Annotated in this window: 22 protein-coding genes; 18 read left to right on the forward strand and 4 right to left on the reverse strand. The window is 46.0% G+C overall.

The window, feature by feature from the left end:
* Positions 1-89: 89 nt before the first annotated feature.
* The 7 genes from flhB to motD are packed head-to-tail and all read left to right on the forward strand — an operon-like array spanning position 90 to position 7,900.
* On the forward strand, positions 90-1,265 hold the full coding sequence (flhB, locus tag A3Q3_RS0103380; protein ID WP_020182162.1) for a flagellar biosynthesis protein FlhB: 1,176 nt from the start codon (positions 90-92) through the stop codon (positions 1,263-1,265).
* On the forward strand, positions 1,262-3,340 hold the full coding sequence (flhA, locus tag A3Q3_RS0103385; protein WP_020182163.1) for a flagellar biosynthesis protein FlhA: 2,079 nt from the start codon (positions 1,262-1,264) through the stop codon (positions 3,338-3,340). Before flhB ends, flhA begins: the two co-directional genes overlap by 4 nt.
* Positions 3,337-4,770, forward strand: coding sequence for a flagellar biosynthesis protein FlhF (flhF, locus tag A3Q3_RS0103390; protein WP_020182164.1), 1,434 nt, complete (start codon positions 3,337-3,339; stop codon positions 4,768-4,770). The genes flhA and flhF overlap by 4 nt, the downstream gene beginning before the upstream one ends.
* Entirely contained in the window at positions 4,763-5,587 is an 825-nt protein-coding gene (locus A3Q3_RS0103395) for a hypothetical protein (protein WP_020182165.1), read from the forward strand. Before flhF ends, A3Q3_RS0103395 begins: the two co-directional genes overlap by 8 nt.
* Positions 5,588-5,607: 20 nt before the next feature.
* A complete protein-coding gene (locus A3Q3_RS0103400) occupies positions 5,608-6,345 on the forward strand; it encodes an RNA polymerase sigma factor FliA (RefSeq protein WP_020182166.1) in 738 nt (245 codons plus the stop codon).
* The gene (locus tag A3Q3_RS0103405) at positions 6,327-7,067 is read left to right on the forward strand and encodes a flagellar motor protein (RefSeq protein ID WP_020182167.1); all 741 of its coding nucleotides are present in this window, start codon (positions 6,327-6,329) and stop codon (positions 7,065-7,067) included. The genes A3Q3_RS0103400 and A3Q3_RS0103405 overlap by 19 nt, the downstream gene beginning before the upstream one ends.
* 11 nt (positions 7,068-7,078) lie before the next feature.
* Complete coding sequence (gene motD, locus A3Q3_RS0103410) at positions 7,079-7,900, forward strand: flagellar motor protein MotD (RefSeq protein WP_020182168.1); 822 nt, start codon at positions 7,079-7,081, stop codon at positions 7,898-7,900.
* Between the two features lie 12 nt (positions 7,901-7,912).
* Here motD and A3Q3_RS14105 read toward each other — a convergent pair whose 3' ends face one another.
* From A3Q3_RS14105 to flgA, 4 genes are all read right to left on the reverse strand, one after another.
* Entirely contained in the window at positions 7,913-12,052 is a 4,140-nt protein-coding gene (locus tag A3Q3_RS14105) for an EAL domain-containing protein (RefSeq protein WP_020182169.1), read from the reverse strand.
* 234 nt (positions 12,053-12,286) lie between these two features.
* A complete protein-coding gene (locus A3Q3_RS0103420; protein WP_020182170.1) occupies positions 12,287-12,775 on the reverse strand; it encodes a flagella synthesis protein FlgN in 489 nt (162 codons plus the stop codon).
* 13 nt (positions 12,776-12,788) lie between these two features.
* The gene (gene flgM / locus A3Q3_RS0103425) at positions 12,789-13,121 is read right to left on the reverse strand and encodes a flagellar biosynthesis anti-sigma factor FlgM (RefSeq protein WP_020182171.1); all 333 of its coding nucleotides are present in this window, start codon (positions 13,119-13,121) and stop codon (positions 12,789-12,791) included.
* 195 nt (positions 13,122-13,316) lie between these two features.
* A complete protein-coding gene (gene flgA / locus A3Q3_RS0103430) occupies positions 13,317-14,012 on the reverse strand; it encodes a flagellar basal body P-ring formation chaperone FlgA (protein ID WP_232418347.1) in 696 nt (231 codons plus the stop codon).
* Between the two features lie 270 nt (positions 14,013-14,282).
* Here flgA and flgB point away from each other — a divergent pair, with 270 nt between their 5' ends.
* The 11 genes from flgB (at position 14,283) to flgL (ending at position 24,560) form a co-directional block, all read left to right on the forward strand.
* Entirely contained in the window at positions 14,283-14,708 is a 426-nt protein-coding gene (gene flgB / locus A3Q3_RS0103435; RefSeq protein WP_020182173.1) for a flagellar basal body rod protein FlgB, read from the forward strand.
* Positions 14,709-14,732: 24 nt separating this feature from the next.
* Positions 14,733-15,137 carry a flagellar basal body rod protein FlgC gene (gene flgC / locus A3Q3_RS0103440; protein ID WP_020182174.1) on the forward strand — a complete coding sequence of 135 codons (405 nt, stop codon included), beginning with the start codon at positions 14,733-14,735 and terminating at the stop codon, positions 15,135-15,137.
* 43 nt (positions 15,138-15,180) lie between these two features.
* Positions 15,181-15,852, forward strand: coding sequence for a flagellar hook assembly protein FlgD (locus A3Q3_RS0103445; protein ID WP_020182175.1), 672 nt, complete (start codon positions 15,181-15,183; stop codon positions 15,850-15,852).
* A 56-nt stretch (positions 15,853-15,908) separates the two neighbouring features.
* A complete protein-coding gene (gene flgE / locus A3Q3_RS0103450; RefSeq protein ID WP_020182176.1) occupies positions 15,909-17,132 on the forward strand; it encodes a flagellar hook protein FlgE in 1,224 nt (407 codons plus the stop codon).
* A 48-nt stretch (positions 17,133-17,180) separates the two neighbouring features.
* Complete coding sequence (flgF, locus tag A3Q3_RS0103455; RefSeq protein ID WP_020182177.1) at positions 17,181-17,921, forward strand: flagellar basal-body rod protein FlgF; 741 nt, start codon at positions 17,181-17,183, stop codon at positions 17,919-17,921.
* Positions 17,922-17,989: 68 nt separating this feature from the next.
* Positions 17,990-18,772: a flagellar basal-body rod protein FlgG gene (gene flgG, locus A3Q3_RS0103460; RefSeq protein ID WP_020182178.1), complete on the forward strand. Its 783-nt coding sequence runs from the start codon at positions 17,990-17,992 to the stop codon at positions 18,770-18,772.
* 29 nt (positions 18,773-18,801) lie between these two features.
* The gene (locus tag A3Q3_RS0103465; protein WP_020182179.1) at positions 18,802-19,464 is read left to right on the forward strand and encodes a flagellar basal body L-ring protein FlgH; all 663 of its coding nucleotides are present in this window, start codon (positions 18,802-18,804) and stop codon (positions 19,462-19,464) included.
* Between the two features lie 95 nt (positions 19,465-19,559).
* Positions 19,560-20,618: a flagellar basal body P-ring protein FlgI gene (locus A3Q3_RS0103470; protein WP_020182180.1), complete on the forward strand. Its 1,059-nt coding sequence runs from the start codon at positions 19,560-19,562 to the stop codon at positions 20,616-20,618.
* Between the two features lie 2 nt (positions 20,619-20,620).
* A complete protein-coding gene (gene flgJ / locus A3Q3_RS0103475; RefSeq protein ID WP_020182181.1) occupies positions 20,621-21,565 on the forward strand; it encodes a flagellar assembly peptidoglycan hydrolase FlgJ in 945 nt (314 codons plus the stop codon).
* 95 nt (positions 21,566-21,660) lie between these two features.
* Positions 21,661-23,619: a flagellar hook-associated protein FlgK gene (gene flgK, locus A3Q3_RS0103480; protein WP_020182182.1), complete on the forward strand. Its 1,959-nt coding sequence runs from the start codon at positions 21,661-21,663 to the stop codon at positions 23,617-23,619.
* A gap of 26 nt (positions 23,620-23,645) precedes the next feature.
* Positions 23,646-24,560, forward strand: a complete 915-nt coding sequence (gene flgL, locus A3Q3_RS0103485; RefSeq protein WP_020182183.1) for a flagellar hook-associated protein FlgL — start codon at positions 23,646-23,648, stop codon at positions 24,558-24,560.
* Positions 24,561-24,569 lie beyond the last annotated feature (9 nt).

Consider the following 24,569-nt stretch of genomic DNA (forward strand, 5'->3'; position numbering starts at 1 on the left):
TAAACCCTTTTATTCTCAAGATGTAATTGTCATGAGTTATCTAATAATTCAATCATCCACTAAGAGGTAATGAATAGTTAGAGATCATCATGGCTGAAGAAAGCGATTTAGAAAAAACAGAACAGGCCTCCCCCAAGCGATTAGAAAAAGCTAGGGAAGAAGGCGATGTGCCCCGCTCTCGCGAGTTGGCGGCATGTGCTGTGTTGTTTGCTTCTGGCTTGAGCTTAATGATGATGCAGCAACCTCTGAACACCGCATTAAAGCAATCGCTACGTTCCGGCTTAGAGTTTGACCGTACTGTAGCATTTGATCCTGCCGTACTATTAATGCGCGTCTCGCATACCGTATTCGATTTATTGATTGCATTTGCTCCACTGGCATTGGTACTACTTGCCGTTGCAGTTGCGTCTCCTATATTAGTAGGCGGCTGGGTATTCAGTAATAAAGCATTCGTGCCGCAATTCAATCGCCTAAATCCATTACAAGGCATCAGCAATATGTTCTCTAAAAATGCTGTGGTCGAACTTATCAAGTCCGTAGGCAAAGCCATCATCGTTGCTGGTGTTGCTTACTGGGTAGTCAGTAACGACTTAAAACCGATTCTGTCACTTTCTAATATGCCGCTAGAAGCTGGCATTGGTGAAGTAAGTGATTTAATGCTCTCAGGCTTCTTAACGATTGTGGCTGCATTGATTTTTATTGCAGCAATTGATGTGCCTTATCAGCTCTATCACTACGCTGAAAAACACAAAATGACCAAAGAAGAGATCAAACAAGAATCTAAAGAAGCCGAAGGTAATCCAGAAATCAAAGCCAAGATTCGCCAACAACAACGTGAGATGGCACGCCGCCGCATGATGTCAAAAATCCCAACAGCGGATGTGGTCATCACTAACCCAACCCACTACGCCGTTGCTGTGAAATACCAAGAAGCAGGCATGAGCGCACCGATTGTAGTGGCCAAAGGTGCAGATGCTGTTGCGCTTAAAATCCGTGAGATTGCCAAAGATAACAATATTGTCACGCTCGAGTCTCCTAAACTTGCCCGTGCCTTATATGCTCATACAGAACTAGATCAAGAAATCCCTGAAGCTTTATATGCGGCAGTGGCTGAAGTCTTAGCGTATGTATTCCAATTGCGTATGTTTAAACAACAAGGCGGCTACCAACCAGAAGTACCAAAAGCCTTGCCAGTACCTGATGCACTAGACCCACATAGCTTGATCCCAGCACCTAACTTAATGGCACAAGGAGGCTTAGCATGAACAACTTACCTCCATGGTTAGCCAATATGGGCGCACGTTCCGCTGCCGCACCAGTCATCATCATCATGCTATTGGCCATGATGATTTTGCCATTGCCAGCGATTATGCTGGACGTGTTCTTCAGCTTTAATATTGCGTTGTCTATCTTGGTCTTGATGATCGGTCTGCAAACTAGAAAAGCTTTGGACTTCATTGCTTTCCCTACTGTGTTGCTGATGACTACCATGTTGCGCTTATCCCTCAACGTGGCTTCTACCCGTGTAGTACTGACAGAAGGTCATACTGGCCCAGACGCAGCAGGTAAAGTGATTGAAGCGTTTGGCCACTTCTTGATTGGTGGTAACTATGCAGTGGGTATCGTGGTATTCATTATCCTCACCATCATTAACTTTACCGTGATTACCAAAGGTGCTGGCCGTATTGCAGAAGTCGGCGCACGCTTTACTTTAGATGCGATGCCAGGTAAACAAATGGCGATTGATGCGGATTTAAACGCTGGCTTGATTGGCGAAGATGAAGCACGTCGTCGCCGTACCGAAGTGGGCCAAGAATCTGAATTCTACGGCGCGATGGACGGTGCCAGTAAATATGTACGTGGTGACGCCATTGCTGGCATCTTGGTCATCATCATCAACATTGTCGGCGGGTTGATTGTGGGCATGGTGCAACATGATCTGCAGTTTGGTGATGCCGTTAAAAATTACACCTTATTAGCGATTGGTGATGGCTTAGTCGCACAAATCCCTTCACTCATTATCTCTGTCGCAGCTGGTGTGGTGGTATCACGCGTAGCCAACAACGAAGACATTGGCGGCCAACTGATTACCCAACTATTCAATAACCCAACTGTGATTTACCTGACTGCTGGCATTATCGGTGGTATTGGCTTGATTCCAGGCATGCCGCACTTTGCGTTCCTATTACTAGCCTCTATTTTGGCGGGTATTGCGTATGTGGTAGACAAGCAAAAAACACAAGCAGCGCTTGAACCAGAAGTAGAAGCACCGGCAGAAGTCATCACAGAAGTAGAAGAAGCCAGCTGGGATGATGTAGTGCCGGTCGATATCGTGGGCCTAGAAGTGGGTTATCGCCTGATTCCATTGGTAGATAAAGCACAAGGCGGTGACTTACTTAAACGCATTAAAGGTATCCGCAAAAAATTCGCACAGGAAGTTGGCTTCTTAGCACCTACCGTACATATTCGCGATAACTTAGAGTTACGCCCAAACAGCTACCGCGTCACCCTTAAAGGGGTTGAGGTAGCTACAGGTGAATCAAACTTTGGTCAGTTTTTAGCGATTGATCCAGGAACGGTGACAGGCCAATTAGAAGGTGCCGTGACGACAGACCCAGCCTTTGGTTTGCCAGCAGTATGGGTAGACGCCAACATGCGTGACCATGCACAAGCCATGGGCTATACCGTGGTAGACGCTGGCACCGTGATTGCCACCCATCTTAACCATATGATTTCGATGCACGCAGCCGAACTATTAGGCCGTGAAGAAGTACAAAAACTCTTGGATCACGTAGGTAAAGAATCACCTAAATTGGTTGAAGACTTAGTGCCTAAACTCTTATCGTTCGCACTCGTACAAAAAGTGCTCCAAAACTTACTGACAGAAGGTGTGCATATCCGTGACATGCGTACTATTTTGGAAACGCTGTCCGAGCATGCAATCCAAACACAAGATGCTGGCGATTTGACTGCGCTAGTACGCGTGAAACTGGGTCGCGCCATTGTGCAAGACTTGTTCCCAATTGGTAACGAAGTGACTGCCATGACGTTAGACGGCAACCTAGAGCGCATTTTATTGCAAGCCTTACAAAACAATGCAGCCAACAATACATCTATAGAGCCAGGCATTGCCGAAGCCTTAGCCAGACAAGCCGAGACTGCCTCTAAACAACACGAACAAATGGGCTTAACCCCTGTGTTATTAGTGCCAGCGCCATTACGCGCAGCACTTGCAAAATTTTTACGCCGTTCCGTTCCACATCTTCGCGTGTTGTCACACGAAGAATTACCAGATTCAAAAACCATTCGCGTCACTAGTCTTATTGGAGGTCAAGCATGAACATTAAACGATTTTTCGGAAAAAACTCACGCGAAGCGTTGAGCATGGTACGTAAAGCCTTAGGCGAAGACGCGGTGATTATTTCTAACCGTGCCAGTAATGGCGGCAATGAGATTCTTGCAGTCAGCGAGGCAGACATGCATGCGATGGCGAATCAGTTCAGCCCTCTCAGCGCAGATATGCTGGACAGTCCGACCATGCAGCTTCCACAAGAAACGTTTGAGGATGAAGAGGAAGAGGATTACGCGGATGCGCCTACCCTGCTTTCCATTCTCAATCAAAACAAACGTGCTGTAAAAGCGCCAGAGTTTGTGCCAGAAAAACCCAAAGCGGTAATGCCGGCAGCCAAAGTTTCGCCTAGACAAGAAGCGCCTTCTAGACGCGCAGCTATGGAACAACCAAGTTTTGATATGCAAGCAAATGACGATATGAGCGGCTTGTCTCACCAAGAGTTAAGTCAACAATTTAGCATGATGTTGAATGAGATGCGTGGCATGCGTAGCCGTGTGGAAACACAGTTAACGGCCATGGCATGGAACAACAATCTGCAACACAACCCGGTGAAAGCCAAAATATTGAGCACTTTATTAGCCGCTAACTTTAGCGCATCACTTTCTAGACAGTTGGCAGAAAAATTACCAAACAGCCTGGAAATGAACCGCGCATTGGCTTGGATCAAAGGTGCATTGGCCAGAAATCTGGATACGATTAAAGACGAAAGCGAATTATTAGACCAAGGCGGCGTATTTGCTTTGGTAGGCCCAACTGGCGTGGGTAAAACCACTACTACTGCTAAATTAGCAGCGCGTTATGTCATGAAGCATGGCACACAAAACTTAGGCCTCATCACTACAGATGGCTACAGGATTGGTGGTCATGAGCAACTGCGTATCTACGGTAAGATTTTAGGCGTGATGGTCTATGCCGTGAAAGACGAAGCCGATTTGAAAATCGCCTTGAATGAACTCAAACACAAACACTGCATTTTGGTGGATACCGTAGGTGTGAGCCAACGTGACCGCATGGTGACAGAACAAATCGCCATGCTTTCTAAAATGAATGTGAATATCAAAAAGCTGCTGTGCCTGAACGCTACTTGCACCGGTGAAACATTAACTGATGTGATCCGTGCCTATAAAGGCCGCGCGTTGGATGGCTGCATTATCACTAAATTGGATGAAGCCGCGACCATTGGCAATACCTTAGACGTCATCATCCGCGAGAAATTAAAACTGTACTACACCACGCACGGTCAACGCGTGCCAGAAGACATGCAAGTGGCCAACAAAGTAGAGTTGATTTCCAGAGCATTGACATTGAATTCGACCAGCTGGCCTTTCCAATACTTGGAAGAAGAATTGCCATTTGTGGTGGCCAATGTAGATAACTACGCAGATTACGTGAAAGCGACGGAGGTGAACCATGCTTAATGTGCCACAAGACCAAGCGGCTGGCTTACGTAGAATCATGGCGGCGCCTGCGCCACGTATTATTTCTATTATCTCGGCTGCCGCTACGCAAGATAAATCTCGTCTGATGACGAATCTTGCAGCATCGATCAGCGACCAAGGCAATAAGACATTAGTCATCCATGCCTCTAAAGAGTCTTCTGAGACTTATTATGGCATTAACGCCCTACCTACTTTGGTGGATACTGCCGGTAAAAAAATGGGATTAAACAAAGCCATTCATTTATCGCAACATGGTTTCTCCATTGCCAAAATGATGCAGAAAAGCCAATTGGATCAGATGTTGAATCACACCATGAGCGAATACTTAACCCAAGTATTTCATACCTTGGCCGATCAGTACGAGATTTTATTGGTAGACGCTTCACTCAATAAGGCTCATTTACTACCCATTAGTTTGCTCAACGATGGCGAAATTATTATCCAGCTCACGCGTCAGCCAGAATCGATTAAAGATGCGTATGCCATGATTAAAAAGGTCTACAGTCAATTAGGCCGTCGTCACTTTGGCATCATTGTGGACGATGCTACTGAACAGCAAGCCAAAGTGGTGTTTAACAATATTTCATCTGTGGCTAAACGCTATATGCGCATTGATTTAGAGTATTTTGGTGCGATTCCAAAAGATGACCATTTGAGCAAAGCCTCGCAATTAGGCCGATCTGTCATCGAGGCATTTCCATTGGCAACCGCCTCTAACGCGTTTAAGAAAATGGCACTTAAATTAGATTATAAGCACGCTACTCCTGCAGATTTTACGCCTGCACAATTTGCCTGAATTTAGGCCAGAGGTTATTTATGTATACAGTTACTGGTAAACACGATCAAAAAAGTGAAATGCTGACCAAGCATGCCACCATGGTGAAAAAACTCGCCTATCAACTCAAGGCAAAACTACCGCCCAGTGTTGAGCTAGACGATTTAATACAGGCTGGCATGATAGGACTGCTGGATGCGATTAACCGCTATGAAGACACGCACGGCGCGCAATTTGAAACGTATGCAGCCCAGCGTATCCGTGGTTCTATGTTAGATGAGTTGCGTAGCGCAGATTGGCTACCGCGTAGCATTCGCAAGAATATGCGTGATATTGAAGCAGCTATCCATCAGTTGGAACAACAACTTGGCAGAGCACCTTCAGAAAACGAGATTGCTAAAAAGTTGGATGTCTCGCTCAATGATTACTACGAAACACTGGGCGATTGCCAAGGCCATCAACTGGTGTATTACGAAGACTTTCATGATGATGAAAGTGGTGGTGAGCACTTTTTAGACCGCTATGTAGACGACGAGAACAGCGACCCGATCAAAGGCCTGCTGGAAAGTGATTTCCGTGATGCGCTCATTGAATCGATTGAAGCGTTGCCCGAGCGTGAAAAAATATTGATGGGACTTTACTACGAGCAAGAGCTCAACCTCAAAGAGATTGGTGCCGTCATGAACGTATCCGAATCCCGCGTATGTCAATTACATAGCCAAGCGGTTGGCCGCTTACGTGCACATTTGAAAGAAAGAGCATGGACTGGGGTAGTTTAGCTGGCCTAGCCATTGCCCTGCTCGCACTGGTTGTTGGCCAAGCGGTAGAGGGTGGGCAAATTGCCTCATTGGTACAGCCAGCTGCGCTGCTGATTGTGCTATTTGGCACTTGCGGCGCAGTATTGCTGCAAACCAATTATGCAAGCTTTATAGAAGGCGTAGTGATGGCGAAACATGTATTTATCACGCCACATGACGATCGCCGTGAGTTGGCTGCACGCATCAGCGCTTGGGCCACATATGCACGTAAAGAAGGCATTTTTATGTTGGAAAGTTATTTAGGCCGCGAAACTGATCTGTTCATTCGCAAAGGCTTACAACTGATGATCGACGGTACACCGCCTGACCGTATTCGTGAGATTTGTGCGATTGATATCCATTTTTATGAACTCAAACAACGCAATGCCGCCAAAATTTGGAGTGCAGCGGGTGGCTACGCGCCCACCATTGGCATTTTAGGTGCAGTAATTGGCTTAATCCATGTGATGGAAAATTTATCTGACCCCAGCAAATTGGGCAGTGGTATCGCAGTTGCCTTTGTCGCCACCATTTATGGCGTAGGCTTTGCTAACTTAGTGTTTTTACCCATCGCCAGCAAGCTTAAAGCCTTGATTACGCACGAGATGATGCGCCGAGAAATGCTACTGAATGCCTGGGTATCGATTGCACGCGGCGACCATCCGAAAATTGTGGAAGAGCGTTTGCAGTCTTACTTACACTGATGTGACGAATCATGATTAGAAGAAAACCACTGGACGATGATGACGATAACTCAGACCGCTGGTTAGTATCGTATGCAGACTTTATTACCCTGCTGTTTGCCTTTTTTGTGGTGATGTATGCCATTTCATCCGTGAATCTCAGCAAATACAATGCGCTGACTAACGCCATAGATACTGCATTTAGCGGCGATAGCGCACCAACAGTGCCACAGCAAAAAAAAATAGACGTAAAACCGCAACCGGAAAAATCGCTGATTAAACCATTACCACTGAGTTATTTGTATCAAGAGAAATCGAAACGTGAGCGTGAAAACATGGCTAAGTTAGGCGTTGATCTTTCTAACAAGCTTGCGCTGATGATACAGGATGGTAAAGTACAAGTGATGCAAAATAACCGTGGCGTGCGCATCGATATTAACGACAGCGTATTGTTTAACTCTGGCTCCGCAGACCTTGCAGATTCTGCTGTGGAAATCATCAACGAAATCGCAGTGATTTTGAACGCCAACCAACGCTTGATTCAGGTAGAAGGCCACACTGACGATACGCCGATACATACACACCAGTTTTACTCCAACTGGGAGCTCTCCGCAGTGCGTGCCAGTACAGTAGTACGCATGCTAAATGCAGCAGGCGTAGTAGAAACGCGTTTAAGCGCACTAGGCTACGGCGCTACCCAACCTATTAGCAGTAGTGACACCGAGTTTGGTCGGGCAAAGAACCGTCGCGTATCGATCATGATTTTGTATGAGACAAAAAACGAATTGCAAGATACGCTAGAAATTAAGCCTCAAGAAGTCAAACTGCAAGAAATCACACCACAAGTGCCATAACTGGCATGCGTATTATTGTTTACTCAGCTTTAAAATTGCATTGAATTGCTCAATGGGCAATGGCTTACCAAAAAAGTAACCTTGGTAACGACGGCACCCATTGGTAAGCAAAAGTTCGCGCTGCTCATGGGTTTCCACCCCTTCAGCAATCACGCCGATGTACATACTTTGCGCCATGGCAATGATCGTACGCACAATCGTCCTATCGTGGCTATCTGTCACAATATCGCGCACAAAAGACTGGTCTATCTTAAGCTGATAGAGCGGTAACCGCTTTAAATATTGCAGCGATGAATAACCCGTACCAAAATCATCTAGCGAGAACTGCACGCCAACCTGCCCCAGCGCATTCATGTACTCTACGGTTTCTTCTACATTTTCCAACAACATGCTTTCTGTCAGCTCTAAGCGCAAATGCATCGCATCAATGCCATGTTTTTGTATGCTGGCTTTCACTTGCTGCACAAAATCCACTTGTCTAAACTGCTTGGCACTAATATTCACGGACAAAGTCAGCTCACGGGTATTGGGATCCGCCTGCCATGCTTTGATTTGTGCACAAGCGGTATCTAGCACCCATGTACCAATCGGGATAATCAAACCACTTTCTTCCGCCAGAGGAATAAACTCGGCCGGCGAAATCATGCCGCGCTCTGGGTGTAGCCAGCGAATGAGCGCTTCCGCACCAAATGGCTGTCCTAAATGATCGACTTGCACTTGGTAGTAGAGTTTGAGCTGGCATTCGTTGATGGCTTTTCTCAGCTCTGTTTCTAAACCCACCAATGCTGTGATGTTGGCTTGCATTTTGGGGTCAAAGAACCTAAAGGTATTGCGCCCTGCTTTTTTGGCCTGGAACATGGCAATATCAGATTGTTGCAACACATCCTCTGCATCCATTTTCTGCTGCCCAAACAGGGTAATGCCCACACTGGCGCTGCTATGATGTTTTTGCTTGGCAATCGTGAATGGTTTGTTCAGTACTTTTAAAATACGATCTGCGACAATTTCTACTTGCTTGGCCGCCTCAATCAACTCACTACTTAGGTTTTCGACCAGCACAACAAACTCATCGCCACCTACGCGTGCAATCGTATCGGCAGCTTGCAGATTGGCTCTTAATCGATTGGCCACCTCTACTAACAGCATATCGCCTATATCATGGCCGCGTGAATCGTTCACCGTTTTAAACTGGTCTAAATCCAGATACATCAGCGCACTATTGGCCCCAGATTCAAGATTCATCGCCATGGAACGCTTGAGTTGCTCAAATAAGAATCTGCGATTGGGCAAGCCGGTGACGTCGTCATAATAGGCTAAGTGCGCAATCTTAGAAATGGATTCGCTACGCTCTAAGGCGATGCTGATCAGGCGCGCGGATTGCTCAATCAATATCATGTCGTACTCATCCGGCGCATGCGCCTCATGGTGATAAATGCCAAAGGCACCCAGCACATTGCCTTTTGCCCCAATAATGGGCTCCGCCCAACTGGAACCAATGCCATATTTCTGGGCAATTTCTCGGTTCTTAGTCCAGTAAGGATGCGTCATCACATCCTCTACAATCACCCGTTTTTTAATAAATGCCGCCGTACCAATCGAGCCCATTCCCATGCCGATTTTCATGCCTTCTAGTGCATCCACAAAGCCTTCTGGCAAACTTAGGGCAGATACTACTGTCAGTTGCTTTCCATTCTCCGCAAGCATGGCAATCAAACAAAACATAGAGGGATTGAGCTGTTCAATACCCGCTACAATACTATCTAAAAGCACTTGTAGGTTTTCTTCGCGCACCACCAGTTCCAGCATGCGACTTCTAAATTGCTCGTAATTTGATATCCGTCGACGGTTAGAAATATCTCTGGCAAAGCCCACTGTACCCACGACTTTGTCTTCTACAATGACTGGCGATTTGTAAGCTTCAAACCATAAACGATTACCTTCCACCTCTATAATTGCATCCAGCGTCTTGGGCTCACGGCTAATCATGACCGCTTTGTCCTGAGATCTATAAGAATCAGCCAAATCAGGTGGCCAAAAATCTGAATCGGTTTTGCCAATCACCTGCTCTAAAGTATCGGCACCGCATGCATACAAAAACGCCTCATTCACGGTTAAGAATCGACTATCTTTGTCTTTTAACCAGACCATGAATGGGAAATTATCCAACAAAGAACGTTGATACGCTTCTTTCTGCCTTAGCTCAAAATCGGCCTGCTTGCTGGCTGTAATATCAAACAACGTCATTCTGACCATCGCATGGTCTTCGGTCACATGCGTACGTACGCATGTAAGTTTTACATCAACATGTGTCCCAGTTTCTTCGTCTGCTAACCCAATCTCAAATGCTAGCTCTGCACCCTCTTGCAACGCTTTTAATGCAGCAAACTGTGATTGCCAATACTTTTTATCTTGCTGCGCGACATAACGTGCAAAGCGCTCTTTACCTAATTCTTTGCGCTTAATACCAAGAATAGACCTAGCTTTCCAATTGGCTTCTGACACCATGCCTTGCTCATTGACTGTTAAATAGCCAATCGGGGCAAACTCGTACAAATCCACATAACGCTCACTAGACTCCAATAATGCATGCTGGGTTTTACGCAGTTTCTCTTGTTCTTGTTTACGTTCAGTAATAATGTCAAATACACCAAGTAGGCCAATAATCTCATTACGCGCATTGCTGAGTGGCACTTTGGACTTCAGTGCCCAATCATGTTTGCCTTGGCCATTGGTGACTTCTTCCTCGTAAAACAACTTAGGCACACCCGCGGCCATAATCGCAGCATCATCCTGCCTAAATTTTTCGGCATGCGCTGACGGAAAAAAGTCCTCATCACTTTTCCCATAAATTTCAGAAGGGTCGCTTAAGCCCATTTCTAAGGCAAATGCTTTGTTGCAGCCTAAATAACGTGAATGTTTGTCTTTCCAAAAAATTCTCGATGGCGCAGCATCAATCACAGTAACCAATAAATAACGAGACTCCTCAATGGCATTGTGCAGTGCGTTTTGTTCTGTAATGTCTCGGATCACACACACAAAATTGCTGGCTGCATTATATTCATCCAGCACCGGCGTGATGGTGAGCTCGTTCAGGAACGGGTTTCCCTCTTTGTGATAGCTGATGACTTCCCCAGAGAAAGAGAGATTCTGTGTAAGTAGTTGCTGAATTTCTAATAAGGCATCAGCATTGGTATGCGCCGAGTATAAAAAATCCAAATGCTGCTCTTGCAAATCACTCAGCAAGTAACCAGTGATTCTAGTAAACGCATCATTGACCGCTACAATTTTCCGGTTAGCATCGGCCACCAATACCCCCTGAGAGATGGCACGGAAAGCATAGGCATCAATCCGCAGCTTCTCTTGTGTTTTTTTCTGTTCGGTCACATCGCGCACCAACACAACATAGGTGTGCGCATCATCGTCTTTTACATTATTTACCACAGACAACTCAAACCAGCGTTTACCTTGCAAAATCTCCAAACTAAAATGCTTATCTTGAGAGCGTCCGTGCTGCTTAGCTTCTTGTATGGCGGCTAAAATCGCTTCACAAGCCTGCGATGGCAGAAACTCATGAATGGGTTCGCCCATAAAAGCATTTGGCGAAGCGGCCAACAGCTCTTGCGAGGCCGAATGCACCAATAGGCAAATGCCATGCTCATCGGATTCAAACAACAAATCCGGAATGGAACCCAGTTTTGCGTGTAATGCAATGCCACCCATGATGGCCGCTTCTTTTAGCTGTTTATTCTCGGTAATATCTTTGATATAACCGGTCCACAATATACTGCCATCCGGCTCTAACTCAGGCGTAGAGTTGCCAAACAGCCAACGTACCCTGCCATCTGGCAAATGCACACGGAACTCGCACTGCCAAGCAGACAACTGTTGTGCAGATTGGCGGCCAGCTAATATAAAGCGATCGTAATCACGTGGGTCAATGCGCGTAAGCAATGCGCTGGCATCGTCTTTCACATCGTCAGGGTTAAGCGCAAACAGCTCTTTGATTTGTGGACTGGAGAATGGAATACTGGTGGATTTATCAGATTTCATCCGAAATTGATAAATCATACCTTGTAAGTGCAGGGTGATTTTTGAAAGCAGGTCTAAAGCGTGTTTGCCAGCTTTATCCACAGATGGGTCAGTAGGTTCCATATTCAACTTTCAATCTAATCAAGTCAAACGGATTTCTACTTGCTGCAATTGATAAGCCTACTTGTGTCAAGCCCATTTAATCTAGAAAACCACACGTATGTTCAAAAGCAACGATGTTCAACTTATTGTTTTTATTGTATAAACATACACTTATTGATGTATATTTATGGAGTAGATTTAAAGCAGAATGATGCTAACATTCTTGATGGTTGTCAATTGATTTGTAAAACTTTATTAAACAACGAGTGAGCTGCGCAGATAATGCTGTGATTTAGCTTGACCGTTTTTACCGTAGGTATCTGTGCGTACAGATTCGCCTTGTAAATGGCCTAACACCTGTTGGTTGCGATTGAAATGTTTATTGATGAGTACGCCGTTTAATCGATTCAATTCTTTTGCTTGCACTAAAGCCTTCTGAAAAGTTTCCCAAGCGCGGTTCAATATTGGCTTGGCTTGCGCTTTTAGCCATTGTGCCATGCCTTTTTCATTCGCTTCGTAGCCTTGCTGTGCCAATGCATCATAGCGATTCTTAGCTGCAACGCTCAACTGCTGCAACAGCACCAAACGTTTATCAATCAGTTGTTCGATTGCATCAATGTCAGACACCACTAATGCAGCCTGCTCTTTTTGCAAATCAGACAATAGTTGATTCACCAATAAGGCATCTTGTTCAAACGTGATTGCCGAACGTGATGCTTGTGCTGCTGATGATGGTGCGTGCATAAGTAACCTCGATTTATTTGTTTTTCAGCAAATCTTTCACAGTATCAATCAAGCCATCCGCTACTTTCTCTGAATTGACTTTAAATTGACCACTTTCAATCGCCGATTTGATGGCATTGACTTTTTCTGTATCAAACACGCCAGAAGTGGAGACTTCTGAAGCAATTGCTTGCAGTTGTACAGACATAGGAGACAAGGTGACATTTTCGCTTGATGCAGCCGCGACTGTAGACTTGTTGTCAGCTACACCACCTGTACTGGAACGCTTGCCAGCACTTGCTTTGTCAGCACTCAGTGTATCTACACCGTGCTCCAGTTTGTTTTTGATGGAATCATTAATTTTCATGGTGAAATCCTTTTCGCGAAACACTATGCTCAATCTGCCTAGGTAATCTATGTATTGATTAATACATCTCTATATGAGTGATATCGGCATAGTTTAAGCGAACTTTAATCCTTTGTGATGATTTTTTTAATTCCCACTAGTTTAACTTAAATTTTAAAAATTAAACTTTTTAATTCAACATATTAAATAAACTTATTAATAGTTTACTTCAACTTTTCCACCGGTACGGGCAATGCCTGAAATGTACTGCCCATTACTGACTTTAACCTGTACTACCTGACCATCACTGGCCTTTGCCATGGCTTGACCTTCTGCTGAGACAGAAAACCCCTGTCCTTGCGAGATCACCATCACCATTTGCCCCTGCTGCACTACTAGGCTGGCCTTTAACATATCTTGTCGTAACACAGTGCCTGCACGCATGGAGATATTTGCGGTACGTCCAACAGCTTGACTGGCTTCTGTGAAAATACCCGCTGGCAATTGCGTTAAATCACCAGTCTCAAACATCATGTCTTGTGCAGTAATTTGCTGACCTTGCACCAATGGATTTACAGCGACCAAATATTGCGCTTGTACGCTCACAGTTGCTTGCACATAAATCGTCCACTGTGGTGATGCGCAACGCACACCCACGCTGGTCTTGCCCCATGGGCGACTGCCACTGGGAATAAATACATTAACGTCACCACATGCGGCTAACTTGAGGTTAGGATCAATGGCACCGGCTTTGATATCGACTTTGCCAGGGTACCCGACCGTTTGCACGGCTAAGAATGCAATGATTTTTTCTTTGAGTAGGGCTAGATTTTGCTTGTTGGATACTTGCTCATAGGCTGCCACGCGGGTAGCCCCCGCCTCTTCTGCAAAAGATAATGGACTCACCATCATGCAAGCCGCGCTACAAATGCATGTCAACCACATGATTTTAAATGACTTTCTACTGATCATTTGCATAATCAACACCCATATCTAGATTGAATTAATGATGCATTCTACGCATTTGCCGTACAACTAAAGGCAAGAAAAGGACGGGTTTTATCCGTTTACTTGCAAAATCAAATAGCAGGTATGCGTCTTAAACTTACGGCAAGACTGATACAAGAATACCCAATAAATAGGCATAAGCGCTTACTCGGTGTTCGATGGAAGGAATTGCAGATGTTAAATAAATTAGATGCGGCTTTAAGTTTTCACCAAAACGCGCTACGGGTGCGTAGCCAACGCCAAGAAGTGATTGCGGCCAACATTGCCAATGCGGATACGCCCAATTACAAGGCGCGGGATATTGATTTTAAATCAGCCATGCAAAACGCACTGACGCAAGGCAGCCAGATGCAAGGCGCGGTAAGCGATGGCTTGAGCAAAACCTCATCCATGCATATCAATGGCGCAGGTAACAACACATCTGCCGGACCCAATGAGCCGCTGTTCAGGCCGATTATCCAAGGCAGCGTGGATGGCAATACGGTTGATATGGATGTGGAGCGTAATCAATTTGTAGATAACGGCCTGCGTTATGAAGCCAGCCTGACCATGATTAACGGTCAGATTAAAAAGATGCTTACGGCCATCACCGGCCAGTAATTTTCCTTTATAAAGGAGTGAATGATGTCTTTATTTAACGTATTTAATATTTCCGGTTCCGCCATGAGCGCGCAATCGCAGCGCTTAAACACAGTCGCCAGCAATTTGGCCAATGCCGATAGCGCCACCAGCGCCAATGGCAAACCTTACAAAGCCAAGCAAGTCGTGTTCAGCGCAATACCCAGCGCCTCACCTGCTGCCAATGGCGTTAAAGTCAATAAAGTGGTTGAGGATAACTCGCCTGGCAAAGTGGTGTACGACCCCAAGCATCCACTAGCAGATGAAAAAGGCTATGTGACGATGCCGAATGTGAATGTGACCGAAGAAATGGTCAACATGATTTCGGCCTCTCGTGCTTACCAAAACAATGTAGAAACCATGAATGCGGCTAAAACAATGCTGATGAAAACACTCAGCCTTGGCCAATAAATATTACTGATCCATCTAGCCCTATTTAGACAAGGAAACCCAAATGACAACCGTACAAACCAATGCACCGTCTCAAACGTTATTAGATAACGTCAATGGTACTAAAAAGACCAATACCTCGACCGTAGGTGATGTTCAAGATCGTTTTATGACGCTGCTGGTGACGCAGATGAAAAACCAAGACCCTTTGAACCCAATGGATAACGCACAGGTCACCAGTCAAATGGCGCAGCTATCTACTGTGACGGGCATTGATAAATTAAACGAAACCATGTCGGCATTAATTTCAAGCGTACAAGTGGGTCAGTCTTACCAAGCCTCCGGCATGATTGGGCACAATGTATTGGTCTCCGGCAACACGCTATCTACAGAGGGCGCAGGCGCTTACTTTGGTGTGGAGCTACCGGTTGGGGCAGACAAATTATCTATCACCATTAAAGATGCTGCAGGCAACACTGTGCGTAATGTTGAACTAGGCGCACAAAGCGAAGGCACTTTACCACTGACTTGGGATGGCAAAACCAATGATGGCGCCGTTGCAGCCACTGGCGATTACAAAATTGAAGTAAGCGCCACAATTGGCGGCCAAGCAGTAGATGCCGCTGCACTCAGCTACGCCAAGGTATTAAGCGTTTCTAACATCAATGGCGGCATTAAGCTCAATTTAAGCAATAACAGCTCAGTCAACACGGCTGATGTGAAAGAGATTTTTTAGTCATTAAGTTTGTGTCACCCACCCATATTTATTTGTATCAGTTTTAGGAGAACACCATGAGTTTTCAACAAGGTTTAAGCGGATTAAACGCAGCATCAAAAACATTAGAAGTGATTGGCAACAACGTATCGAATGCCAACACGGTTGGTTTTAAACAATCACGTGCTGAGTTTGCCGATGTATTTGCTAATTCACTGACTGGCAGCGGCACTTCACAAATTGGGATCGGTACCAAAATTTCCACAGTGGCGCAGCAATTTACACAAGGTAATATCACTGGCACTAATAACCCTTTAGATATTGCGATTAATGGCGGTGGCTTCTTCCGCATGAGCAATGATGGTGCGATTACTTATACTCGCAATGGTCAATTCCAGATGGATAAAGCTGGCTATATTGTGAATAGCGAAGGCAACCGCTTAACTGGCTATACTGCGGATGCTGCAGGCGTACTATCAGCAGGGGCTCCCTCAGAACTCAACATCAATACGTCTGATTTACAACCAGAGGCCACCACTGAAGTCACTGGGATGGTGAACTTGGACTCTAGAAAAACTGCGTTGACTGCTGCTGGTTTTGATCCTGCAGATCCAACAACCTATCATAACTCTACTGCAGTCACGGTGTTTGATAGTTTAGGCAACGCACATAATGTACAAAGCTTTTTTGTAAAAACTGGCGCTGGCACATGGGATGTATTTACCACAGCAGATGGCGTACCTACCACGACATTGCCTACCCCTACTTCAACACTTACATTTAGCGGCACAGGTGTTGCACCTACTTCCGCACCAGCATTACCTACCGTTGGCTTTACACCTACCACCGGCGCAAACCCTGTTTCACTGACATTAGATTACAGCGACAGCACACAATTTGGCTCAGACTTTAGCGTGAGCGCGCCTAAAAAAGACGGCTACTCCTCAGGCAGCTTGGCAAGCTTTAGTACCAGCAACAACGGCATGATTATTGGCCGTTACACCAATGGTGAATCGCGCGTATTAGGCCAAGTAGTATTGGCCAACTTTGCCAATCCTAACGGTTTGCAATCATTGGGTGGCAACGCTTGGGCAGAAAGCGGCACGTCTGGGGATCCATTGGTTGGCCCGCCAAACACTGGCAGTTTTGGTGTATTGCAATCTTCAGCAGTTGAAGACTCCAACGTCGACCTCACGGCAGAACTGGTCAATATGATTACAGCACAACGTGTTTATCAAGCCAATGCGCAAACCATTAAAACGCAAGACCAAGTATTACAAACCTTGGTGAACTTACGCTAATTCAATTAATTAGCGCTAATAGCTAAAAGTGCTTTAAAGGAGTAGACGATGGATAAAATGATATACACGGCCATGACAGGCGCAAAACATATCCTAGAACAACAGGCGACGACTGCGCACAACCTTGCCAATGCCACCTCTACTGGCTTTAAAGCACAAGTGGATTCGTTCCGTGCTGTGCCAATTATCGGCCAAGGCCTGCCTACACGCGCTTTTGTGGTGGATTCCACCGTGGGTGCGGATTTCAACTCCGGTGCGATTGAGCACACTGGCCGTGATTTAGATGTCGCAGTACAAGGCAATGGCTGGCTGGTAGTACAACGCCCGGATGGCTCTGAAGGTTATACCCGCAACGGCGCGCTTAAAGTCAATGAAAATGGCGTATTGCAAACCTCTAATGGCCTGACAGTCATGGGCGATGGCGGCCCCATCAGCATTCCACCCGATGTGACTGTATCGATTGGTAAAGACGGTACTATTTCATCGGTCTCTAACAACACCCTACCCGGCCCCTCTAGCGTCATTGGTCGTTTAAAATTGGTGAATCCCGATCTGAATAACCTGAAGCGCTCTGAAGAAGGTGTCTTTGTCACCAAAAACGGCACGCCTGCACCTGCAGACGCCAATGTCAGCGTGGTCGGTGGCGCATTAGAAAGCAGCAACGTCAATGTCGTGGACTCTATGGTCAACATGATTAGCTTAGCCCGCCAGTTTGAAATGCAGATGAAATTGGTATCAAGTGCTGAGAATAACGCCAATAAAGCCAGTCAACTCTTCAATATGAGTTAGTTATGCCTGTATTAACATGGTGATAAGGTTAAGCAAATTGCTTACAACGCTATGTGAAAGGATGCATGATGATACGCTCACTTTGGATTTCAAAAACCGGTTTAGACGCGCAACAAACGCAAATGGACGTGATTGCCAATAACTTGGCTAACGTCAGTACCAGTGGGTTTAAACGCTCACGCGCCGTATTTGAAGATTTGCTCTACCAAAACATTCGCCAACCTGGCGCGCAATCCTCACAGCAAACACAATTGCCTTCTGGCTTACAGATTGGTACTGGGGTAAAACCCGTGGCCACTGAGCGTATTTTTACGCAAGGCAACTTACAACTCACCAGCAACGATAAAGACGTGGCGATTCAAGGCCAAGGCTTCTTTCAAGTACTGCTGCCAGATGGCACTACGGCTTATACCCGTGATGGTTCTTTTCAAATGGATAGTCAAGGTCAATTAGTCACCTCTAGCGGCTTTCCGGTACAACCTGCCATTACCATTCCAGCCAATGCACAAAGTCTCACCATTGGGCGTGATGGCGTGGTATCGGTGACCACCGCAGGTGCTACTGCGGCCACCCAAATTGGCCAGCTACAACTCGCCACGTTTATTAATCCGGCCGGCCTCATGGCTAAAGGCGAAAACTTGTATGTGGAAACCACGGCTTCTGGCAATGCCAACACCAATAACCCAGGTAGCAATGGCGCTGGTTTGCTGACACAAGGCTATGTAGAGACTTCTAACGTGAATGTGGTGGAAGAGCTGGTCAACATGATTCAAACGCAACGTGCGTATGAGATCAACAGCAAAGCCATTACTACGTCTGACCAAATGCTACAAAAACTCACGCAAATGTAATGGTTGTTTAACCACCTAGCGAGATGCATATGAACAAGTTATTGAAATACGTATTACTGATTGCGACCATGGCCATATTAGGCGCATGCTCCATTACGCCAGATAGCATCGTGAAACAGCCAACCACGGCCAGACCACAAGCCGCTGCTGCAGTACCTGTGAAATCCGGTGCGATTTTTAATCAAGCCGCTTACCGCCCTTTATTTGAAGATCGTCGCCCACGTTATGTAGGTGATACCGTCACGGTGACGATTGCAGAAAATACCTCTGCTACCAAAGCAGGTGGGAGTTCCGGCAGCAAAGACGGCGAAATTGATGCTTCCATTGCTTCCTTCTTAGGCAAAGCTATTCCAAAAGCCACTATGTCTGCAAGCTCAGCTAGCAGCTATGAAGACAAAGCCGCGGCCAACTCTAGCAACGTATTTAATGGTGCCGTGACTGCTACAGTGGTCGAAGTGTTACCCAATGGCTTCTTAGTGGTGAGTGGTGAGAAACAAATCTCGCTGGATAAAGGCACAGAGTTTGTACGCTTCTCCGGTGTGGTCAATCCAGACACGATTACGATTGGTAACGTAGTGAGCTCTACCAAAATTGCAGATGCACGTATTGAATACCGTACGAACAGCAAAATTGATGCGGCAGAGGTTGCCTCTATGTTCGCACGTTTCTTCTTGAGTATCAGCGCACTGTAAGGACCTATCCCATGCATGTTCAATCTTACAAACTGATGCAACATATAAGTCACCTCATCTCTGGGGTGCTTTGTGTATGCTTAATCAGTGCAGCAATGTTTGCGCCCAGTGCACAGGCAGAGCGCTTAAAAGACATTACCTCTATTCAAGGCGTACGTAGCAACCAATTGATTGGTTACGGCTTGGTAGTAGGCTTGGATGGCACGGGCGACCAAACCACACAAACCCCTTTTACCGTGCAAAGTATTATCAGCATGATGCAACAAATGGGTGTGAATTTACCGCCCGGTACTAACCTGCAACTTAAAAATGTAGCTTCTGTGATGGTGACCAGCAGCCTGCCTGCATTTGCACAACCTGGTCAAACCTTAGATATTACTGTCTCCTCTATGGGTAACGCCAAGAGCTTACGTGGCGGCACCTTATTGATGACACCACTCAAAGGTGCTGACGGACAAATTTACGCCATTGCACAAGGTAACTTGGTGGTGGGCGGTGTAGGTGCTTCTGCTAATGGCACGCAAACACAAATCAATCACTTAAGCGTCGGTCGAGTGTCTGAAGGTGCTACCGTAGAGCGCGCCCTACCCAACCCTATCGCACAAAGCGGCAGCGTAAATTTAGAGTTAAAAGAAAGCGATTTCTCTACAGCGAGCATGGTGGTGGATGCGATTAACCGTCGTTTTGGTCAAAACACAGCGTTTGCAGAAGATGGCCGTGTAATTAAAGTGCGCACGCCAGAAAACACTAACCGGGTTGCATTTCTAGCGTCTTTAGAGTCGATCAATGTTACGCCGTCTGCTACGCCTGCCAAAATCATCTTGAATGCACGTACTGGCTCCGTAGTAATGAACAAGGCCGTGACATTAGACAGCTGCGCAGTTTCTCATGGCAATCTGTCTGTGGTCATTAACACTGCACCTGTCATCAGCCAACCTGGTGCATTCTCAGATGGCACAACGGTATCGACAGCGGTTTCACAAGTCGACATTACCAAAGAGCCTGGCAAAGTATTGAAATTAAACAGCGGTGCCAATTTATCTGATGTGGTCAAAGCATTGAATGCGATTGGCGCGACCCCGCAAGACCTGTTAGCCATATTGCAAGCCATGAAAGCGGCTGGCGCATTGCGTGCGGAACTTGAGATTATCTAACCATGATAGACGGCGCAGACTTAACCGGAAAAGTAGCGTTTGATGCCAACGGCTTGAATCAACTCAAGCGCGCGGCCAAAGAAAACTCGCCCGAAGCGCTCAAAGCCGTTGCCAAGCAGTTTGAATCTGTACTGATGAACATGATGCTGAAAAGCATGCGCGACGCTAACCCACAAGATGGCGCGTTTGATAACGAGCAAAGCAAGATGTTTACTTCGATGCTCGACCAGCAATTGAGTAGCAATTTAAGCGCAAAAGGCTTGGGGCTTGCCGACGTGTTGGTGCGCCAACTGAGCAAAACCACACAAACAGCAGTGGATAACGTAGGCCAGATGTTAGAGAAAGTGCCCGCCTCTGCCAGCGATTTAGTGGACAGCCTGATTGCACCACATTTATCGAATTCCACAGATAAAAAAAATAACGCAGTCACGCCAACCGATAGTACAGAAAAACCAGCCAAAAGCAGCAGTATCGGTGAAAGAGTCACAGAAAGCATCTCAGGCTTTTTAAAAGAAATGGTGCAACATGCCAAAGCTGCAAGTCGTAGCACGGGCATGCCATCACATTTAATGCTAGGTCAAGCTGCATTAGAAACCGGTTGGGGCAAAAAAGAAATCAAAGCAGCGGATGGCACACCCAGCTATAACTTGTTTGGTATTAAAGCCACTGGCAACTGGCAAGGTAAAGTAGTAGAAGCCACGACCACAGAATATATCAATGGGGTAAAACAAAAACGTATTGAAAAATTTAGAGCTTATGACAATTACGCAGAATCTTTTAAAGACTTTGCCAACATGATGAAGAGCAATCCGCGTTACCAACAAGTAGTGGCGAATACGCACAATGTTGAACACTATGCACAGGCCATGCAAAACGCTGGTTACGCGACAGACCCTGCTTATGCGAAGAAGTTAAGCAGCGTGATTCAGAAAATTATGTCTACTTAAGCGGTGATAATGCATGTAATAAAAAAACCAATGCGCATTAAAGTTTTGAAAGATAGTGCCGTTAGGTAACTTATGAGGACTAAAAGGACCATATCATGGCTTCCAATATATTAAGTATCGGCAAGAGCGCACTTAACGCTGCGCAAATTGGGCTCAGTACCACTGGGCATAACATTGCCAATGCCTCTACGCCTGGCTATTCCCGTCAAATAGTGGTGCAAGCAGCAGCGCAAGCACAGAACTTTGGTTATGGGTTTATCGGCCAAGGTGCAGAAGTCACTGGCGTAACACGCGTGTATAACGAGATTCTTGCTCGCCAAATGATTAGCTTGCAATCAACCAGTGCAGCTTATACCACCTATGGCAATCAACTGAATGCGATTGACAACATGCTGTCAGATGAAGCCTCAGGCTTAAATCCGGCCATGAACGATTTCTTTGCCAGCGTACAGGCATTAGCATCTAAACCGAATGACATTCCAACACGACAAACCATGCTGTCCAATGCACAGTCATTGGTTAGCCGTTTGAATAGTATGGATAGCCGCCTGAATGAAATTGAACAGGGCGTGAATAACCAATTGGTCTCCAGTGTCAATTTGGTCAACAACTACGCCAAACAAATCGCCAGCCTCAACGATATTATTGAGCAATCGATCAGCACGACAGGTAATGTGCCGAATGATTTAATGGATCAGCGCGACCAGTTGATTTCTGAATTAAGCAAACAGATTAAAACCACGGTTGTACAGCAAAACCAAGGCACATATAACGTTTTTATAGGCAATGGCTTACCTTTGGTTGTTGGAGAAGACACTTATAATCTAGTCACAACCACTTCGCCAACAGACCCATCACGCATCGAAGTTGGATATCAAAGCGCATCCAAAGTCACTGTATTAGGTGCATCCAATTTATCTGGTGGTGCAATAGGCGGTTTGATACAGTTCAGAAGTGAATCGCTCGACCAAGTGCAAAACCAAATTGGCCAAATTGCTGTGGCATTGGCAGGAGCATTCAATACACAACATGCGCAGGGTTTAGACCGGAACGGTGACCCAGGTGGCATTTTGTTTAACATTCCTGTGCCCGTTGCCACAAGCAGCAGCGCAAACACCAGCAATGGCGAGTTAAGCGCACAAATTGTGGACCCAAGCTTGGTGACAAGTAGTGACTATCGCGTGCAGTACGATGGTAGTAATTATAAAATTACGCGCTTGAGCGATCAAACCTCTCAAACGTTTGCTAGCTTACCGCTAACCATAGATGGCTTAACTATCTCGCAAGCGAGTGGTACAAATAATGCGGGTGATGACTTTTTAATCCGCCCGACTGCGAATGCAGCAGCTACGATGTCATTAGCCATTACCGATGTGAACAAACTGGCAGTGGGTAGCCCGGTATTGAACCCGACATTAGGGGTTGGCAATACAGGTACCGGTGCCATTAGTGCAGCAAAAGTGGATGGCACTTATGCAAGTAGCCCGCTCAGCACTGCGCTTAACTTTACCTATACCAGTGGTTTACCAAGCACACTCACACTAGCACCTTCAACATTACCGGTGACTGTGACTTATGGTGGCGTTAGCACCACCTACCCTGCTGGCGCGCCTATCACTTATACCAGTGGTGCAACCATATCCGTCGCAGGGACTAGTTTTGCAATTTCCGGTGCGCCTGCCAATGGCGATCAATTCAATATTGCACCAGGTACAAGCACAGGCAGTGCTGACAACCGTAATGGCTTATTGTTAGCTGGGTTGCAAACCGCCGGCAATGTGGCGATGACAGGCTCCACGAGCAAGAACACGTTTACCACTGCATTCTCACAAGCGGTGAGCAGCGTTGGTAATAAAACACGTGAACTCAAAGTCACTGGCGAAGCAGAAACCAAAGCATTGGCACAAGCCACAGCGGCGATGCAATCTGAGTCTGGTGTAAACCTAGATGAAGAAGCCACCAACTTGATTCGTTACCAACAAGCGTATCAAGCAGCGGGCAAAATGATGCAAATTGCGAGTGATTTATTTGATGTATTACTGCAAATCGGCTAAAGACGTCGTAGCAAAAAGGAAACAATATGCGTATTAGCACCAATACTTTATTTGATAGCGGCATTCAAAAGATTACAGGCTTGCAATCTGATCAAGCGCGCTTGCAAGGTCAAATTTCTACCGGAAAGCGCTTTACAACGCCTTCTGATGACCCTGTAGCCGCAGCACGCGTGCTTGAGATTTCGCAGCAAAAAGAAATGAATGCAACCTACGCAAATGTGCGTACCGTGGCTAAAACGAATTTAGAAACCATAGAAGCTAACTTAACTAACATCACCAATTTGATGGTGGCCGCACAATCTACATTGGTTGGCGCAGGCAATGGTGCTTACTCTAATTTGGAACGCAGTTTTGTGGCAACAGATCTCAAAAACTCGCTGGAAGCACTAGTAGGCATGGCTAACGGTAAAGATGCTTATGGCAACTACCTATTTTCTGGTTTTAAATCTGAAACCGCACCGTTTACGGCCAACACCACCGGCGCAACTTACAATGGTGATAGCAATGTGCAGCAACTGCAAGTAGATTCACAGCGCCTGATGGATGTGAGCGTCAGCGGTAGTCAGTTGTTCTTAGCCAATGGGAATGACGTGTTTGCCACGTTCAATGATATCGTCAACTTGCTCAACACGCCGATTACCGATGCCACTACCCAAGCCAATTTTTCTAATGGTTTGGCTACAGCCATTACTAAAATGCAATCGTCTGTAGACAACATCATGAATGTACGCGCTAGCGTGGGTTCTAAACTCAATGAATTAGACAACTTGGATATCTCTGGGCAAGACCGTGATTTGCAATATGCAAGCTCACTGTCAGACATTCAAGATTTAGACTACGCGGAAGCGCTATCTGAGTTCTCTAAAAATCAAACCATTATGGAAGCGGCGCAGAAGTCATTCTCTTCTACCGCGCAACTCTCGTTGTTTGATTTTATTTAGTCCGAATTA

Source organism: Methylotenera sp. 1P/1 (genome assembly GCF_000384355.1).
Taxonomy (GTDB): domain Bacteria; phylum Pseudomonadota; class Gammaproteobacteria; order Burkholderiales; family Methylophilaceae; genus Methylophilus.

What these genes read in the sequence shown, in the direction of transcription:
- A3Q3_RS0103420 (WP_020182170.1), bottom strand. Translation starts at nt 12,775, where the DNA reads ATGCACGCACCATCATCAGCAGCACAAGCATCACGTTCGGCAATCACG.
- A3Q3_RS0103470 (WP_020182180.1), top strand. Translation starts at nt 19,560, where the DNA reads ATGTTTGCGCCCAGTGCACAGGCAGAGCGCTTAAAAGACATTACCTCT.
- A3Q3_RS0103405 (WP_020182167.1), top strand. Translation starts at nt 6,327, where the DNA reads ATGGACTGGGGTAGTTTAGCTGGCCTAGCCATTGCCCTGCTCGCACTG.
- flgF (WP_020182177.1), top strand. Translation starts at nt 17,181, where the DNA reads ATGGATAAAATGATATACACGGCCATGACAGGCGCAAAACATATCCTA.
- flgE (WP_020182176.1), top strand. Translation starts at nt 15,909, where the DNA reads ATGAGTTTTCAACAAGGTTTAAGCGGATTAAACGCAGCATCAAAAACA.
- flgB (WP_020182173.1), top strand. Translation starts at nt 14,283, where the DNA reads ATGTTAAATAAATTAGATGCGGCTTTAAGTTTTCACCAAAACGCGCTA.
- flgA (WP_232418347.1), bottom strand. Translation starts at nt 14,012, where the DNA reads ATGATGGTGAGTCCATTATCTTTTGCAGAAGAGGCGGGGGCTACCCGC.
- A3Q3_RS0103395 (WP_020182165.1), top strand. Translation starts at nt 4,763, where the DNA reads ATGCTTAATGTGCCACAAGACCAAGCGGCTGGCTTACGTAGAATCATG.
- flgC (WP_020182174.1), top strand. Translation starts at nt 14,733, where the DNA reads ATGTCTTTATTTAACGTATTTAATATTTCCGGTTCCGCCATGAGCGCG.
- A3Q3_RS0103400 (WP_020182166.1), top strand. Translation starts at nt 5,608, where the DNA reads ATGTATACAGTTACTGGTAAACACGATCAAAAAAGTGAAATGCTGACC.
- flgL (WP_020182183.1), top strand. Translation starts at nt 23,646, where the DNA reads ATGCGTATTAGCACCAATACTTTATTTGATAGCGGCATTCAAAAGATT.
- A3Q3_RS14105 (WP_020182169.1), bottom strand. Translation starts at nt 12,052, where the DNA reads ATGGAACCTACTGACCCATCTGTGGATAAAGCTGGCAAACACGCTTTA.
- flgM (WP_020182171.1), bottom strand. Translation starts at nt 13,121, where the DNA reads ATGAAAATTAATGATTCCATCAAAAACAAACTGGAGCACGGTGTAGAT.
- flgJ (WP_020182181.1), top strand. Translation starts at nt 20,621, where the DNA reads ATGATAGACGGCGCAGACTTAACCGGAAAAGTAGCGTTTGATGCCAAC.
- flhA (WP_020182163.1), top strand. Translation starts at nt 1,262, where the DNA reads ATGAACAACTTACCTCCATGGTTAGCCAATATGGGCGCACGTTCCGCT.
- flhF (WP_020182164.1), top strand. Translation starts at nt 3,337, where the DNA reads ATGAACATTAAACGATTTTTCGGAAAAAACTCACGCGAAGCGTTGAGC.
- flgG (WP_020182178.1), top strand. Translation starts at nt 17,990, where the DNA reads ATGATACGCTCACTTTGGATTTCAAAAACCGGTTTAGACGCGCAACAA.
- A3Q3_RS0103445 (WP_020182175.1), top strand. Translation starts at nt 15,181, where the DNA reads ATGACAACCGTACAAACCAATGCACCGTCTCAAACGTTATTAGATAAC.
- A3Q3_RS0103465 (WP_020182179.1), top strand. Translation starts at nt 18,802, where the DNA reads ATGAACAAGTTATTGAAATACGTATTACTGATTGCGACCATGGCCATA.
- flhB (WP_020182162.1), top strand. Translation starts at nt 90, where the DNA reads ATGGCTGAAGAAAGCGATTTAGAAAAAACAGAACAGGCCTCCCCCAAG.
- motD (WP_020182168.1), top strand. Translation starts at nt 7,079, where the DNA reads ATGATTAGAAGAAAACCACTGGACGATGATGACGATAACTCAGACCGC.
- flgK (WP_020182182.1), top strand. Translation starts at nt 21,661, where the DNA reads ATGGCTTCCAATATATTAAGTATCGGCAAGAGCGCACTTAACGCTGCG.